The organism is Microcoleus sp. B6-A1 (genome assembly GCF_036705085.1).
Classification (GTDB): Bacteria; Cyanobacteriota; Cyanobacteriia; order Cyanobacteriales; family Microcoleaceae; genus Microcoleus.
Genome location: NZ_JAUBTU010000017.1, coordinates 67,386 through 85,029, shown reverse-complemented (window position 1 = coordinate 85,029; position 17,644 = coordinate 67,386). Strand labels below are relative to the sequence as shown.

Below are 17,644 nucleotides of genomic sequence, written 5' to 3'. Positions count from 1 at the left end.
TTAGTCATTAGTCATTGGTCATTAGTCATTAGTCAGCAGTCAGCAGTCATTGCTCAGCAATAGTCCTACATATAAATTATCAGCTATCGTCTGTAGGGAAACGGCACTGCCGTGTCCGGCCGGTAGTGAGAGCGAATGAAGGATAATTTATATAAGAGAATTACTGTAGCAAGACTTTTTAAAATTGGTATTAGTCAACAGTCAGCAGTAGTCAGTCAACAGTCAATAGTCAACAGCGATCGGTAATTAGTCAGTTGCTACCAAGAACAAATAACAAATGACTAATGACTAATGACTAATGACTAATGACTAATGACTACTAACTAATTTTTAGATACTGCGGACAAATTTATCGAGCCTTTCTACGGCTTTTTTAATTGTGCCTAAATCGGTGGCGTAAGACAAACGAATGTGGTCGTCTGCACCAAAAGCAATCCCCGGAATCACTGCTACTTGCTGCTGTTCTAAGAAAGCGTCGCAAAATTCCAGAGAATTCATTCCAGTCTTGCTGATGTTGACAAACATATAGAAAGCACCGTCTGGTTTAATACAGCTAATTCCAGGGATAGCATCGAGTAATTCAAATATTACCTGACGCCTTTCGGCAAAAGCTAGACGCATTGTTTCGACAGACTCTTGACTGCTTTCCAAAGCTGCGATCGCGCCGTACTGTGCAAAGGTACACACATTTGAGGTACTGTGACCTTGAATGGTGCTGGTGGCTTTGATTAATTCAATCGGCCCGGCCAAATAACCGACTCGCCAGCCTGTCATCGAGTAAGCTTTAGCAAAACCGCTGCTGATCAGGGTGCGATCGAAGATTTCTTTGCCCAGGGAACCGATGCTGACGTGTTGGGCGCCGTCATATATAATTTTTTCGTAAATCTCGTCAGCAACGACTAAAATATCTCGATCGACTATCACCTCGGCCAATGCTTTGATTTCCGCCGGAGTATACACCATTCCCGTCGGGTTAGAAGGCGAATTCAGTACAAATAACTTGGTTTTGGGAGTAATCGCTTTACTCAGTTGTTCCGGTGTAATTTTATATCCTGTAGAAGCATCAGTCCGTACAATTACTGGCTTGCCGCTAGCGAGTTTCACCATTTCTGGGTAGCTCAACCAGTAGGGAGCCGGAATAATTACTTCATCCCCCGGATCGATCAGAGCCATCATCAGATTGTAGAGCGAATGCTTGCCGCCGTTGGTGACAATAATATTTTCCGGTTGATAGTTGAGATTGTTGTCATCGCGGAGTTTGCGGGCGATCGCAGCTTTTAGCTGCGGTTCCCCAGCCACAGGGCCGTACTTAGTCTTCCCCGCGTCTAAAGCTTGTTTTGCCGCTGCTTTAATGTGTTCGGGCGTATCAAAGTCGGGTTCTCCCGTACTCAAACTACAGACATCAATCCCTTCGGCCTTCATGGCTTTAGCCTTAGCGGCGATCGCCAAGGTTATAGAAGGAGGAACCTCACCCACTCGTGCTGCCAACTTAATCATTGGATTTTAGATATTAGATTTTTGACTTTAGATCATAGGGTGACAAATGTTGATATTCAACCCTATTGTTAGGGAATTATGACATTTGTTTACATAGTACGTAAAGGATTAAGCAATTAAAGAATAAAAATTAAAAAAGCTCTTAGTTTTAATTTTTATTTTTTAATTTTTCAATTTTGACGTTATCATTGTAGCATTTTTGATGCCTCGTTACCCTCAACGCCGCTCTGCAAGCTTATGGATCTCAAATCTCTGATTCGCGACATTCCTGATTTCCCGAAGCCGGGAATTCTGTTTCGAGACATTACAACTTTGCTGCGCGACCCGCAAGGGCTCAGCTACACCATTGACAGCTTAGCGGAAAAATGCTCTGCAATGTCTGTTGACTATGTGGTGGGCATGGAATCGCGGGGCTTCATCTTTGGCGCGCCGTTGGCTTATAAAATGGGAATAGGCTTTATTCCTGTCCGCAAACCAGGGAAACTGCCAGGTGCGGTTCATTTTGCTGAGTATGAGTTGGAGTACGGTGTCGATCGACTGGAGATGCACCGAGATGCGATGACATCCGGCAGCCGGGTGCTGATTGTGGACGATTTAATCGCCACTGGCGGAACAGCGGCGGCGACGGCTAAATTGTTAGAGCAAGCTGGCTGCGAGCTTGTCGGTTTTGCTTTTATCATTGAATTGCAGGCCTTGGGCGGCAGGCAGAAATTGCCCGATGTGCCGATCGTCACGCTAGTGGAGTATTAGTTAGTTAACTGTTGACTGTTGACAGTTGACAGTTGACTGTTGACTGTTGACTGCTGAGTAAAAACTACTGACAAATAATAGCCTTGACCTTTGCATCGGAATTATTAATCTCTCTCTTCTCTTTCTCTGCGATCTCTGCGTTCTCTGTGGTTAAATCATTCCGATGCAACCGGAATTAATATCATTCACAATTATTCAAAACTAAAAACTAAAAACTAAAAACTAAAATCCTATGACTTCTATTAAATCTAATCGAAATTGGCGAAGGTTGAATTCTCTGTTTAGCAGCGAGACATTTACTTATGTTTTCAAGCGACTGTTGCAGGCACTTTTAACCCTATTTTTGGCATCGATGCTTTGTTTTGCAATTATTGAGCTAGCACCGGGAAATTACTTGGATACTTTGAGCCAAAATCCCAAGATTTCGCCGGAGACACTCAAGCAACTCGAACAGCAGTTCGGCTTAGATAAACCAGCTATTGTGCAGTATTGGCTGTGGCTGCAACAAATTGTGACGCGGGGGAATTTTGGCACGAGTTTTGTGTATCAGCGATCGGTAGCTTCGCTGCTGTGGGAACGGGTACCGGCGACGTTATTGATGGCGATCGCATCTTTGATTGTAACTTGGGCGATCGCGATTCCCTTGGGAATTGTCGCCGCCGTCAATCAAAACCGCACAGTCGATCGAGTTCTACAAGTAGTCAGCTACACGGGACAGGGATTTCCGAGCTTTATCACAGCTTTGCTGCTGCTATTTTTTGCTCAGAATACTTCGCCTCTGTTTCCCGTCGGAGGAATGACAAGTATCGACCACGCGGACTTACCTTGGTGGGGTCAAATTCTCGATTACGGCTGGCACTTAATTTTGCCAACTGTCGCCCTCAGCGTTACTGGTTTTGCTGGTTTGCAAAGATTGATGCGCGGACAATTGTTAGACGTGCTGCGTCAAGATTATATCCGAACAGCACGGGCTAAAGGTTTGCCGGACGATCGAGTAATTTACATTCACGCTTTGCGGAATGCAGTTAATCCGTTGATTACGCTATTGGGTTTTGAGTTTGCTAGTTTGTTGAGCGGTGCGTTTATTGCCGAATATTTCTTTAATTGGCCTGGTTTGGGAAAGCTGACTCTGGATGCGGTGAACAATCAAGATTTGTATTTAGTAATGGCGAGTTTGATGATGGGTGCGACGATGTTGATTGTTGGGAATTTGTTGGCAGATTTGCTGCTAAAAGCTGTCGATCCTCGGATTAAGCTGGAAGATTTGAAATAACAGAATTCACTCAGTGAGAAGATGTCAACTGTCACTCAAATTTTGTTCCTCTAGGAGTGTTTTATGTCTGAACAACAACCAAACGAGCCAATGAGTTTTAGCCGCTTTGCGGACTGGGGCAGGCATATTGACAGCCTTTCACAAGAGGCAAGGTACACAGTTAAAGTGTTGTTAGAAAAGGCTGGCACTGATGACGCACAAGCAGCGGAGCAGATACTTTCAAGCATGACATCCCTGTCTCTCGGCACCAATCAAAATACCGACCTCAGCTCCCTCGGCTCGCTCACCAATCTGACCACACTGTCTCTCGACTGCTATGAAATTACCGACTTCAGCTTCCTCGGCTCGCTCACCAATCTGACCACACTGTCTCTCAGGGGCCATCAAAATACCGACTTCAGCTTCTTCGGCTCGCTCACCAATCTGACCACACTGTCTCTCGACTGCTATGAAATTACCGACATCAGCTTCTTCGGCTCGCTCACCAATCTGACCACACTGTCTCTCAGGGGCAAGCGAATTACCGACTTCAGCATCCTCGGCTCGCTCACCAATCTGACAACACTGTATCTCAGCAACAATCAAATTACCGACATCAGCTTCCTCGGCTCGCTCACCAATCTGACCACACTGTCTCTCAGTGACAATCAAATTACCGACATCAGCATCCTCGGCTCGCTCACCAATCTGACAACACTCAATCTCAGCAACAATCAGATTACCGACATCAGCATCCTCGGCTCGCTCACCAATCTGACAACACTGGATCTCTGGCGCAATCAAATTACCGACATCAGCATCCTTGGCTCGCTCACCAATCTGACAACACTCAATCTCAGCAACAATCAAATTACCGATATCAGCATCCTCGGCTCGCTCACCAATCTGACAACATTGTATCTCTGGTGCTATCAAATTACCGACATCAGCATCCTCGGCTCGCTCACCAATCTGACCACACTCAATCTCAGCGACAATCAAATTACCGACATCAGCATCCTCGGCTCGCTCACCAATCTGACAACACTCAATCTCAGCGACAATCAAATTACCGACATCAGCATCCTCGGCTCGCTCACCAATCTGACCACACTGTATCTAGGCAACAATCAGATTACCAACATCAGCATCCTCGGCTCGCTCACCAATCTGACAACACTGGGTCTCAAAAACAATGAAATTACCGACATCAGCGCCTTGCGATCGCTCACCAATCTGACAACACTGTATCTGTGCGGCAATGAAATTACCGACATCAACGCCTTGCGATCGCTCACTAATCTGACAACACTGAATCTCGCCAACAATCAAATTACCGCTATGTGCCTGTTAGGCGAACTCCCACAGAAACGTCTTACTCTCTCGACTAGACCAATTGATGCTCAAAAAGCCACAGAAGCAGTCAAAGTTGCCTATGCCGCTATTGGTTTAGAAGAACCAGAAGTTATTGTTTGCAGCAGTCCCCGCGATGTTTGTCTCCAAATCTTCAACTTGTTCAAACACGACCATTCACAAAACTGCTCAAACGAAGGGGGTAGAAATAGATTGGGGAAAAAGCTAGACGGGAAATGGATGTCCCCATCGATTGTGGGAGACTTTGCAAGTCCGGCCGTGTGGAAGTATGAACTCGATCGCATGACGAGCGAGCCGGAAGCAGACAGCACACTGAGTTCGCTTATCAACGAATTGGTTGGCAGCTATGCGCGATCGCAACGAACGATGGGGAATTTTTTTCCCCTTCATTTGTTATTCCTGAAATCCCCTGTAGCCCCCACGAGTTTCTTTAAAGAAATCTATTTGACTCAATGGTATATCTCTTCATTCGGCGTCAATATTTCGGAAAAAGCACAAGAAATACTTCGCTCCCAAAAGCTGCTTTTCGAGCATTGCGGTTTTATATTTCCCTTTGAAAACTTTTGCGCGGTGTGCGATCGCCCGCGCCACCTGCGCTTTGACAGTCAAAACCGCTTGCACGCGGAAGGAGAACCTGCCATTGAGTTTGCGGATGGATGGAATTTTTATTATTATCACGGTGTCAGATTGCCTGAAGAATATGGCAAAGTACACCCAAATCAATGGCAATCCCAATGGATTTTAGCAGAAGATAATGCCGAAGTTCGGCGAGTGTTAATTGAAGAAATTGGTTACGCTCGCATAATTCAAGAATTGTCAGCAAAACAAATAGATAGTTGGCAGGAGTATGCACTATTACAAATAGATGACGCCGATGATATAGATGACGCCTATGATGTCGAGCCGATTATTTTGTTAAAAATGACTTGTCCAAGTACGGGATTCATTCACGCTTTGAGAGTGCCGCCTGACCTGACATCAGCGAGGGAGGCAATTCGCTGGGTAAATTGGGATATCGATCCAGAGGAATTTTCCGTGCAGACTTGATATAGCAGAAGGAAGAAGGAAGGCACTACACGGATTAAAGGGTGCGCGTATCAGATGTCATACCGAATCAGCGATCGGGAAGAAGGAAGACTTAATACTAGCAAGAAATTCAGCGATCGAGAATGTCTTTGTTTTAATTTCAGAAACGAGATGACAATTCCTGCAAGAACGAGCTAGGCTAGCTGTAGGCATCTATTTCAATCGGGACTTACGCACTGGCGATCGGAAACGGTTTTTTTTTTGGGAATACTTAGTTATAGCACCCAAAACCGACAAAAACCCGGTTTCTTTGGTGTTGATGCGTAATATCCTGTGCGGTAGATTAGCGATTTGTCGTCGAGTGGGGGCAGGTTTATGAGATTGTCGGTTTTCGGCAATTATTGTCGGTGAACCTGCCCCTACAAGACATGGCGTTTGTAAGAACGGATCGGATCTATCTGAGATATTGCAGCGTTCTCCATTAGCTGTAGGGGCGGGTTCGCCAGTAGGCTTAAACGTTTGCAGACAGGTTAAATAAACCCGCCCTCCCCCACGAATAATCCCCTCAAATCAATCGGACTCGATATAACTCCTATTATTCCCAGAAATGCACCGATAAAATTTCATTCACCCTCCAAACATGGCAAAACCACTAGCAATAGAAACTCGCGGACTCACGAAACAATTCGATCGCCATATAGCCGTCAATGACATCGATTTGCAAGTAGCAGCAGGCGAAGTATGCGGACTGATCGGCCCCAACGGTGCCGGCAAAACTACTTTGCTGCGAATGCTGGCGGCGGCTGAGGAACCGACTATAGGGGAAATTTACATCAACGGGGATAGGTTATTGCGCGATCGATCGCACCCGATTCTCAAACAGCGCATCGGCTTTCTTCCCGACGACTTTCCCCTCTACGACGACTTGACTGTTTGGGATTATTTAGACTATTTTGCCCGACTCTACAACCTCCAGCAACCGCGCCGCCGAGAGCGAATCAACTCCGTTTTAGAACTCGTGCAACTAACCAACAAGCGCAACAGCTTAATTTCTACCCTGTCGCGGGGGATGAAACAGCGCCTGAGTTTGGGGAGAACTATCATCCACGAACCGCTATTGTTGTTGTTAGACGAACCCGTTTCTGGCTTAGATCCGATCGCCCGAATGCAGTTCCGCGAAATTATCAAAGTTTTGCAAGAAGCCGGCATGACCGTAGTCATATCATCTCACGTCCTCAGCGACTTAGCCGAACTTTGTACCTGGGTCGGCATCATGGAACTCGGATATCTGGTCGAAAGCGCACCTTTACAAGAACTTTACAAACGCCTCAGCCGCCAGCAAATTTTCCTGTCGGTTTTAGGAAATAAATTAGAAGCGCTAACATCGGCATTAAAAAACTTTCCTTGGGTGGAAAATTGGGCAATAATCCCGGAAACTCAACAGGTGTGCGTAGATTTTTCAGGAAGCCCGGAAGATGCCGCAAATTTATTACGCGAACTCGTCGCGGCCAACATTCCCCTAACCGAATTCCACTGCACTCAAGAAGACTTAGAAACCATCTTCCTCAAGATGGGGCACCAGCAAGCATCCTAATTTGCTCGTTTCCTGTTTCCCAGAATAAACAGTGAGTTATAACTGAGTCGTCACCCATTCCTAATCACCAATAACCAATGACACTCCACTTACTAGACAAAATAGGCAACTGGAATCCCCAGTTATTTCGAGAAATCAAAGGCCGCTTGAATAATGGCAATATGGCGATCGCCTCTGCCCTTTCCCTAAGCGCTCAACTGCTGCTGTTCATGTATTACAGCGCCCAGATACCCGTTCCCCCTGCTAATTGGAATCAGACTTACCCGATCTTTGACAGATTTTGCGCTTTAGAGACTGCCAATTCCTCTAAGGGGTGCGTCAGAGATGCCTTGGGCAACTTTGTCATTGACTGGCGGATGTGGTGGCTAGAGATATTCATTTGGCTGAGCATATTGAGCGTCTTAGCTTTATTAGTAGCGGGGACTTATCTACTTGTCAGTGACTTAGACAAGGAGGAACGCCGCGGGACGCTCAACTTTATTCGCCTCAGTCCCCAGTCAGCAAAAACAATTTTTCTGGGCAAAATTCTTGGCGTACCAATTTTACTTTATTTAGCAACAATTCTGGCCGTACCCCTGCACCTGTACGCTGGATTAGCTGCTCAAATACCCCTGAATGAAATTTTATGTTTCTACATAGCGGTTGCAGCTAGCTGTGCTTTATTTTACAGCAGTGCGATGCTATTTGGATTGACAACCAGTTGGTTGGGAGGATTCCAACCTTGGTTAGCTAGCGCTACGGTTTTTGTTGTGTTTGGGATTTCTGGTCTCCCCCTGACGCGAGCTGCTTGGGATGTGTTACATTTTTTGTCTCCCCTTGCTATGCTGAGATATCAGCTTTTTCTAGTTGATAAAACTGATTTCGATTCGTTAGTTGAAAACTTAGACAAGTTGCAATGGTTTTACTCACCAGTGGGTACAAATATTGCGAGTGGAATTGCCTTGTCTCTCTTGGTTTGTGGTACAGGAACCTACTGGATGTGGCAGGGATGGCAGCGCCGCTTTCCAAATCCCAGTGCTACAGTTTTGAGCAAGCGGCAAAGTTATTTGCTAGTTATCTGCTGTCAGGTAATATTTTTAGGGTTTGCACTCCAATCAGACACCCCAGACAACGCTAATCTCATCTGTTTACTTATCTTGAATTTGGTGATGTTCTTGGCTTTAATTGCAGCTTTAACATCTGACAGACAATCATTGTACGATTGGGCGAGGTATCGGAAACAAATCGTTCCCAGCAATCAGAAGCTTTGGCGGCGCTACCCACTACTCGATTTAATTTGGAGCGATAAAAGCCCGGCTGTAGTTGCAATCGCGATCAACTTTCTCAGCTCAGTAATAATTTTAACACCTTGGGCGCTGTTGGAAAAACCTGAGATCAAGGGATTTTGTGGTGTAATTGGCTGTCTGAATCTTATCCTAATTTACGCAGCCATCACCCAACTATTCCTATTTACCAAAACCCGAAATCAGGAAATTTGGGCTGCCTGCACAGTCGGTGGCGCTATCTTGTTGCCGCCTCTGATTTTATCTATGCTCTTGCTCACCCCTGAAAAAGCTCCTCTTTTGTGGTTGTGTTCAACATTTGGTGGCTTTTGGTCTTCGTCGTCTCTGGCAGCGTCAGGAAATACGATTTTGCTCTCCATACTGAGTCAGTGGAGTGTCTTGGTGTTGCTGAATCTCAAATTGCGATCGCAACTGAGACTCGCAGGGGAATCAGCTTCTAAAGCACTGCTGAAAGCTTGAAAAAGCTGGGGAAAAGATTAAACATGAAACTCCGATTCAGGCAGGGATTTAAACCCCTGCCTGAAAGCTTAGTCGTCTGAAAACGACTGTTCAACTAACTTATTATGCCAATTCTGCATTGATAATCCGCTTTATATTGAGCGATATATTGAGCGATGGTAGTGGCCGCTACACAGACAAAGCCCACCTTAGCAGGCTTTAAGATTAAAGTTGAAAAATATTTTCTAACTGGACAGATCCAAAATTAGAGAGTCAGCGTATATTACTAATGAACGCAGTACAGAATTTCATAGGTTCGCACCGCTAACAATTTCAGCTTGCCTGTTTGCAGTTGAGCTGCGATCGCCCGCCAGCTAGACATATAACTATAAAATACGGCTAAGTAATCTGTCTTTAGGAGTAAGTTTCTTTGAATCGGGGGGCGGGTTTATATATCATTTTAGCTGCGTGTAATACTTTTCTGGCAACCCACCCCTACAGTAGAAAATAAGAAAAACTCTCCTAAAAGTGCGAATTTGTGATATTTTGACTGAGAATACCACCGCCGTTAGGCAACAGAAGTATCAAATTTAGAGGGTGATTAGAAAATGGCCGAAATTAGAGACACCGCACAAGCAAACTTGCTAGCAGGAACTCCAGAAGATGACCTGATTTTTGGTTTGATGGGCAATGACACCATTGCCGGAAACTCTGGTAATGACAGCATTTATGGCGGGAAACAAAGCGATTTAATTGAGGGCAATTTAGGTCAAGATTCGCTCTTTGGAGATTTAGAGAACGACACTATTAACGGCGGAGAAGGTAACGATTTTTTAGTGGGCGGAAAAGGCAGCGATTCCATATCAGGCAACTCCGGCAATGATGTTTTGTCCGGGGATAGAGATACTGATGTCCTGATAGGCGGAGACGGGGCAGACCTATTTGTTTTGAGGCGCTACGCGGAGGCTGACCCGAACCGTACCAGCGGCGGTGTTAGTTTGGCAAATGCTGACCTGATCGCCGATTTTGTACCAGGTACAGATTTAATCGGTTTGGGCGAAGGTGTCAGTTTTAGCGACTTAAATATTCTGGAAGCTGGAAACGATACTGTTATTCAAGACCGGGTAACAGGAGAATTTCTCGCTACTCTCAGAGGGGTGAGGCAAAGTGCAATTAACCAGGCAAGTTTCACTAATAATATTGGCAGCGTTGTTCCCAGCCCCCCGCCTCCAGCGCGGACAACGGCTTATGCTTTAACTCCTGCTAATCGGATTGTCGGTTTTAGTCTTTCCAATCCCGGAAGTGTGATCTCAGATTTGCCCGTGACTGGATTGCAAGCGGGAGAAAGTTTGCTGGGAATTGATTATCGACCGGCTAACGGCAGACTTTACGGTGTGGGTTCTAGCAATCGCTTGTATACTGTCAATCCGATGACTGGGGAAGCAAGTCCAGTCGGTAACGGGCAGTTTGCTGTTCCTCTAACTGCGGGGGCTGCGGGTTTTGATTTCAATCCGACAGTTGATCGAATTCGGTTTGTCAATCAAGCCGATCAAAACGCCCGCCTCAACCCGGATAACGGGGCACTTGTGGATTTTGACACGCTGGCGGGGGGAATTCAACTCGACGGGAATTTGGCTTATGTTGCGGGCGATCGCAATTTTGGGTCAAATCCAGCGGCGGCAGGGGCTGCGTATGTGAACAACTTTGCCGGGGGAACTTCGACAACCCTGTTTGTAATTGACAGCGATTTCGATGTTTTGGTTCGACAAGATCCGCCGAATAATGGAGGGTTGAATACGATCGGATCTTTGGGAGTTGATGCGAATAGCGTTCTCGGCTTTGATATCAGGAGTATTGGCGGCCGCGAGGTGGCAGTGGCGGCGCTGGAAGTTGGTGGTATTTCCGGCTTGTACAATATTAATTTAAGTAGCGGTCAAGCTTCCTTTGTCGGTCAAATTGCCGACGGGAGACAGATTAACGGTTTGGCTTTGCCTTTGCCTACAGCTTACGCTTTAACTGTTAGAAATGGCGCTGAAACAATTGTCGGTTTTAACGAAGCGGCACCGCGGGCGATTCTCAGCGACGTGGCAGTTACAGGGTTGCAGCCGGGAGAAAGTTTGCTGGGAATTGATTTTCGCCCCGCTAACGGTGTGCTATACGGTGTGGGTTCTAGCAATCGCTTGTACGCGATCAATCCAGTTACTGGGGCTGCAAGTGCAGTCGGTAGCGGGCAGTTTGCTGTTCCCCTAACTCCGGGGGCTGCGGGTTTTGATTTCAATCCGACAGTCGATCGAATTCGGTTTGTCAATCAAGCCGGTCAAAACGCCCGCCTCAACCCGGATACGGGGGCAATTGTCGATTTTGACACGCTGACGGGGGGAATTCAACTCGATGCGAATTTGGCTTATGCTGCGGGCGATCGTAATTTTGGCAATCCCGGCGCTGCTGCTGCTGCGGCGTATGTGAATAACTTTGCAGGGGCAAATTCGACAACGCTGTTTGCAATTGACACCAATTTAGATGTTTTGGTGCGGCAAGATCCGCCGAATAATGGGGTGTTGAATACGATCGGATCTTTGGGCATTGATGCTGGTACCGTTCTCGGCTTTGATGTCAGGAGTGTTGGCGGTAACGAGACGGCTTTGGCTGCGATCGAGGTTGGCGGAGTTTCCAGCCTATACAATATCAATTTGACGACCGGTCAAGCTTCGATTGTCGGTCAAATTGGTGACGGGCGAGGGATTAAAGGTTTAGCACTGACTTTGATTTAAATAGGGGAAGGAATAAGGAAGAAGGAAGAAGGAAGAAGGAAGAAAAATAATTAAACTTTTTTAATTTACCAATGCCCAATTCCCGATTCCCGATTCCCAATGCCCAATTTGAGTTAATCTATTATTTTGACAAACAAGATAAAATGTTATCTCAAGTTTTTTACTTGCTACGTTCCCGCAGTGACGGCAAGTATCTGTCGGCGAATCCCAATCCAGATTCGGCAGTGAGTTACCTGCTGATGTTTCGCGAAGACTATGACGCTTTGAGCTATCTCAATGCCCACGCTGCTGATGTTGCCGATCGATTCGGAGTAGAATCGATTTCCGGTTCTCAGGTAAAAAAGCTACTCGAACGTTGGGGCTTTAACGGCGTGGGGGTTGTTCAAGACCCGCTGTTACCCAATATTGAGTTTTTATTGACAAAGGATTGACAATTGACAAGATTTGCGATTCACCCGGTTTCAGGAAGAAATCGGGTTTTTTTGTCAAGTTTTGAGCCGATCGCCCGATCGAGTTTGTACAGTTCTGTGCCCCATATCTAGTGCAAATTGTCAAATATATTAACCTTTTACCCTAAATCTGAATCCTGTTGTATATTCGTAGTCTGTTGATTTATTCCGACACGTCAGTACACAACCTATGGTTAGAGAATTAGAGCGATCGAGTGCCAGCGAGAAACGCAACCTGTCCGATTTCCCCGAAACAGCACCCGCCGCCAATCCCGTATTTTTTAGGACTTACAGCCGCCGTACCGAGACGGGAAGGGAGACTTGGGAGGAAGTGTGCGATCGAACTGTCAAGGGGCTGCAAAAGCTGGGAAACCTCACCCCCGAAGAAACACAACTGCTGCACCGGATGCAAAACCAGCTCAAAACCCTCGCTTCAGGCCGCTGGCTGTGGGTAGGCGGCAGCAAATGGATCGAACAACCAGAGAATTTTTCCGGGGCATATAATTGTTCCTCAACAAATATTCTCGACTGGCGTTCCTTTGGTTTGTTAATGGATTTGGCAATGATGGGCTGCGGCACCGGCGCAGTCTTGGAACCACAATATATCAACCAACTGCCGCCGATTCGCAACCGTTTAACCCTAACCATGCAAGGCGAAATCGGCTCTACACCCGCCCAGTCGCGCCGTCAAGAAACAGAAGTAAAAATAGCCGAAAAAACCGCAACTATTTATGTCGGAGATTCTCGTCAAGGTTGGGTACAATCCTATCAAAATTTGCTGGAATTATCCACAGATGAAAGATTTGCAGGAGAAGTTCAAGTATTCATCGATTTGAGCGATGTTCGCCCGGTGGGAGAACCTTTAAAAGGTTTTGGCGGAGTAGCAAATCCGGTGAAATTGCCCGACCTTTATCAGCGCTGCGCCGCAATTTTGAATAAAGCTTTAGGGCGGCAGTTAAATTCAGTTGAATGCTGCGTGTTGATAGATGAAGCTGCGGTCACGATCGTCGCCGGCAACATTCGTCGAAGCGCGGGAATTCGTCAGTTTTCTTTCGATGACGAACTAGGGGCAAATGCTAAAAATAATCTGTGGCAACAAGATGAAAGCGGCAACTGGAGAATAGATCCAGAACGCGATGCCCTTCGGATGGCCAACCATACGCGAGTTTTCCATACCAAACCTACACTAGAAGAATGTATTGATGCTGTCCGCAAACAGTATTATAGCGGCGAAGGTGCGATTCAATGGGCCGGCGAAGCTGTAGCTCGATCTAACGTTGATTTACTTTCAACACCGAGTCTTAAACTTGAATTTTTGAAAGCTTACGACGAAGGAAAAGCTAAAGAGTGGTTGCAGGAACGCCATCCTAATATGACTGCTGGCGAGTTAGAGCATCGGTTAGTCCGTATGGGCTTAAACCCGTGTGGTGAAATCATCGGCTCTAATTTTCATTGTGTCAGTGGCGACACTCTGCTAATTACTAGAGACGGACTGCATAAAATAAAGGACGTTGTTGGGAATGAAATCGAGATTTGGAATGGTAAAAGATGGAGCTCAGTCACACCATTTCAGACAGCGAGTGATACCAATGGCGGGCGACGCAAACTTTATCGTGTAAAGTTTGCTGATGGTACTTATCTGGATGCCACAGAATATCATCGTTTCTTTGTCAAGGATCGCTTTGGTAAAGTTTACCAAGAAGTTCAAACCAAAGACTTGATGGATACAAGTCGATATAGCATTCATACTGAACCTTTTACAATTCAGTATGAAGATGGCTTGAATATCGATTCAAGTTATGCTTACACTTTGGGGGTGGCTGTAGGAGATGGAACTACAGACCAAAATGACAATGCGAAAGTTCGACTTTACGAACAGAAAATGGCATTATCAGTAGCAGGAAATAAGTCTCCAGAAAGAAGCTATGACTATTTACCTGCTTTTACCGATGTAACTAACTTGAGCTTTTCTGGAGAGTTGCTGAAAAGTTTGAAAGTTAACCCAGAAGCACTAAATGTAATTGCGAGCTGGAATCGGCAAGCAATTTTACATTTTATTGCTGGATTAGCTGATACGGACGGCTCGAATACCCACAGTAATGGTATCAGAATTTATATTTCTGACCGCGATCGCGCTTTCAGAGTTCAGTTACTTTTGACCAAATGTGGTATTCGTTCGTCGCTAAATCTTTGCGCTCATCAAGGGTCAATTACTAATTACGGCGTCCGAAGTCGGGATTTGTATTACTTGCAAATTACTGACTGTGGTGAAATTCCTTGTCAGCGGTTAGATGTGAGCAAAGGGACGCATGCTAAACACAAAGGTAAATGGCAAGTCGTCAGAAGTGTCGAAGAATTACCAGGATTGCACGATACTTACTGCTTCAACGAACCAGAGTTTCATAAGGGAGTTTTCGGAAATACCCTAACTGGAAACTGTAATTTGGCGGAGGTTCACCTCAATCAAATTGACCCTTACAATTTCAAAGAACAGGAGGAAGCTTTCAAGGCTGCGGCTCTATCTGTCGCGGTACTTCTCAATCACACATTTCTTGAACCCCGCTATCAATACAGCCGCGAATTAGACCCGATTGTCGGCGTATCTTTCACGGGATTGTTCGATTTCTTCGTTCATGCTTTTGGCGTTGAGTGGCTGCGCTGGTGGGTGGAAGGCCGCCCGCAAACTCCGCAAGGAATCGCTTTTAAACAGCGGGAAGAAGAGTATTTGAGTGGTTGGCGCGAGATTGTCGATCGGGTAGTATGGGATTATTGCGATCGCCATTCCTTAAAACGCCCAAATCGCTGCACAACCGTTCAACCATCGGGTACTAAATCTCTGCTGACAGGTGCTTCGCCGGGGTGGCATCCGCCGAAAGCCCAGCGTTTCATTCGCCGAATCACTTTCGGCAAAAACGACCCCGTAGCCCTCGCCTGCATCGACTACGGATACAACGTGATTCCGTCTCAATCTGACAAGGATGAAAACGGCAATTTGCTGAACAATCCCTTCGATGAACGCTGTACAGAATGGCTGGTAGAAATACCTGTAGCGGTAAGTTGGGCTGACTTGCCCGGTGCTGATGAAATTGACATTAACAAGTTCTCAGCGGCGGCACAAATGGACTTTTATATGCAAGTGCAAAAGTTCTATGTCAGACATAACACTTCGGCCACGATTGAACTGCGCGAAAATGAAGTGGAAAGTTTGGGCACTCGAATTTATGAAGCGATTCGCGATGATGAAGGCTACATTTCCGCAGCGCTTTTAGCTCGATTTGATGCTCTTGAAACTTTCCCGCGTCTGCCCTTTGAACCAGTGACCAAGGAAATTTACACCAAGATGGTGGAAGAGACTTTAGCGCGCCGCGAAATTGATGTTTTTCACGCGGCACTAAGTCGCTATGACTTAGGTGAAATGATGGATTCGGGGCCGGCAGGCTGCGATTCTGATAAGTGTTTGATGCCGGAGACTAAATAGATTTAGCGATCGGCTTAATTATGAGAAATCCCCAAAGCCTGGGGATTTCTTTTTTTGAGTTGTACAAAAATGCTAAATAAAAACTGCGCTCTCTATTGACATTAGCTGGCGAACTTGCGAATATGATCTATAGAAATACGTCGCAGCAAATATAGAACAAAAACATGAATGTAGACGAAGATATCCTGCAATTACCCCATATCGGTTTAAAGAACAGAGCTATACTTCCCGAACTATCAGGAATATATTACGTTATAGACGAAAATTTTATAATTTGGTACATAGGAAAAGCAAAGAATCTACGTACCCGCTGGGCCGGTGACAGCCACCACAGACTCGATCAACTACAAAAGCAACGAAAAAAGCTGTTTACCATCTATTACGAGTTAGTGCCTGAATCGCTACTTGATGCTACAGAACAGGAGCGTATTGAGCAGCACAGCCCGCAGTTGAATGGAACTAAAGTCAAGGTTAAGAAATTACGTCCAACAGAAACACTTTTACGGGAAACGCTAGCTAACCTTGCCCCTTACAGTTTTATATTAGGTGTAGAATCAGCCCGAAAACAAGACCTGAAGTTCATAGAAGATTCTCTGTATTGGCGAGATAATGGGAGAGTTAAGAAGGCTATTTTGCCTTTGACTGTGATACATATTTGCATAAATGTAAGCGAATTATCGACCGGGACAAGCGGGAACTCAGCGATACGTTTCATCAGAAATATTTTTAGGAAGCGCAGTAATTATTCAAAAAACTGGGAGTCGTCTTCTAAATACAAAAACAGGGCTGAATATTCAGTCAAAGTATTATTAGTTAATGGCTTCGTTATAGAAGTATGTGGAATATGGCAAGAAGCATTAAAATACATTCAAGACTATGAGTTAACTAAACTGGCTAATGTAGATATGAGGGCTGTGGATGAAGCTTCTTTAGTTATTATAAAAAATAAGTGTTTACTTAACTGCGAAGCAGGGGTATTTTTAGCTCCTGACAACCGAGATTATCCATATCATGAGTTTTGTCGCAAGGCAATAGAACGAATATATCCTTATAAACAAGATTTGGTTAAACTACTATTTAATGAAGAAATCGCTCTAGTAAGTAAGCCGCAAGTATTGCCAACAGATACCAGAAATCTACGCGATAGTAAGACGGGTCTTCTTGTCCGGCTAGCTAACCTTGCTGATAAGAAAGGATATATGACGGCATTGTTAACGGAACGCGGTCTTGACTTAAATCTTTATCGGGTTAACAAGTATTTAGAGTCCATACCAAAAGATGATAATTACATAGACAACATCGCAGATACAAGAATGACTGTCTTTATCAAGCCATTTCTTTGGAATCTCCCAGAAGTTTATTTGGCAGCCACAGTAGATAGAGTGTTTTGGTTACTGCTAGAAACTTACCTGTCGGATTTTACTAAAGTAAACCTAAACGCAGAAGAAAGATATACAAGCAAAGCCTATGTATCGCCTCGAAGATTTATAGTACCTGCGACACTGACTGTCACCTTAAATGGGAAATGGAAAGCAGGCATCCCATTTGGTTCTAAAGATGATATGTCATATAAAGCAGTTGTAGATATTATCACAAGTCGCTTACAGGCAAGCGGAATACCTAAGCTAAAGTTCTCGTTCACATTAGATAGTATACGCAGCTAGTTACTCACAAATCAACAGTAATATCATTTATCTCTATGTAAAATCTCTATTTAAAAACATCTTTCGTC

General features: G+C 45.3%; 9 protein-coding genes and 2 pseudogenes. 10 read left to right on the top strand and 1 reads right to left on the bottom strand.

Translation table 11 applies throughout. From position 1 onward, the window contains the following. Nucleotides 1-330 precede the first annotated feature (330 nt). Nucleotides 331-1,497 (bottom strand): pyridoxal phosphate-dependent aminotransferase, encoded by a 1,167-nt coding sequence (locus tag QUB11_RS08650; protein WP_333202168.1) that lies wholly within the window; start codon nt 1,495-1,497, stop codon nt 331-333. A gap of 237 nt (nt 1,498-1,734) precedes the next feature. Here QUB11_RS08650 and QUB11_RS08645 point away from each other — a divergent pair, with 237 nt between their 5' ends. From QUB11_RS08645 to QUB11_RS08605, 10 genes and pseudogenes are all read left to right on the top strand, one after another. Then, nucleotides 1,735-2,247, top strand: coding sequence for an adenine phosphoribosyltransferase (locus tag QUB11_RS08645; RefSeq protein ID WP_333040475.1), 513 nt, complete (start codon nt 1,735-1,737; stop codon nt 2,245-2,247). Between the two features lie 232 nt (nt 2,248-2,479). Beyond that, on the top strand, nt 2,480-3,520 hold the full coding sequence (locus QUB11_RS08640; protein ID WP_333202166.1) for an ABC transporter permease: 1,041 nt from the start codon (nt 2,480-2,482) through the stop codon (nt 3,518-3,520). A gap of 63 nt (nt 3,521-3,583) precedes the next feature. Then, nucleotides 3,584-4,828, top strand: a pseudogene (locus QUB11_RS31260) (leucine-rich repeat domain-containing protein); the annotation flags it as partial. A 528-nt stretch (nt 4,829-5,356) separates the two neighbouring features. Beyond that, nucleotides 5,357-5,920 (top strand): annotated as a pseudogene (locus QUB11_RS31255) (DUF6745 domain-containing protein); the annotation flags it as partial. Between the two features lie 619 nt (nt 5,921-6,539). Continuing rightward, entirely contained in the window at nt 6,540-7,493 is a 954-nt protein-coding gene (locus QUB11_RS08630; protein WP_333202160.1) for an ABC transporter ATP-binding protein, read from the top strand. Nucleotides 7,494-7,570: 77 nt separating this feature from the next. Then, nucleotides 7,571-9,235, top strand: coding sequence for a hypothetical protein (locus tag QUB11_RS08625; protein ID WP_333202158.1), 1,665 nt, complete (start codon nt 7,571-7,573; stop codon nt 9,233-9,235). A 587-nt stretch (nt 9,236-9,822) separates the two neighbouring features. Beyond that, nucleotides 9,823-11,985 (top strand): DUF4394 domain-containing protein, encoded by a 2,163-nt coding sequence (locus QUB11_RS08620; RefSeq protein ID WP_333202156.1) that lies wholly within the window; start codon nt 9,823-9,825, stop codon nt 11,983-11,985. Nucleotides 11,986-12,128: 143 nt separating this feature from the next. Further along, the gene (locus QUB11_RS08615) at nt 12,129-12,416 is read left to right on the top strand and encodes a hypothetical protein (RefSeq protein ID WP_333202236.1); all 288 of its coding nucleotides are present in this window, start codon (nt 12,129-12,131) and stop codon (nt 12,414-12,416) included. 208 nt (nt 12,417-12,624) lie between these two features. Next, nucleotides 12,625-15,912 carry a ribonucleoside-triphosphate reductase, adenosylcobalamin-dependent gene (gene nrdJ / locus QUB11_RS08610; RefSeq protein ID WP_333202155.1) on the top strand — a complete coding sequence of 1,096 codons (3,288 nt, stop codon included), beginning with the start codon at nt 12,625-12,627 and terminating at the stop codon, nt 15,910-15,912. 164 nt (nt 15,913-16,076) lie between these two features. Next, nucleotides 16,077-17,576: a hypothetical protein gene (locus QUB11_RS08605; RefSeq protein WP_333202153.1), complete on the top strand. Its 1,500-nt coding sequence runs from the start codon at nt 16,077-16,079 to the stop codon at nt 17,574-17,576. The last annotated feature ends 68 nt before the right edge of the window (nt 17,577-17,644 follow it).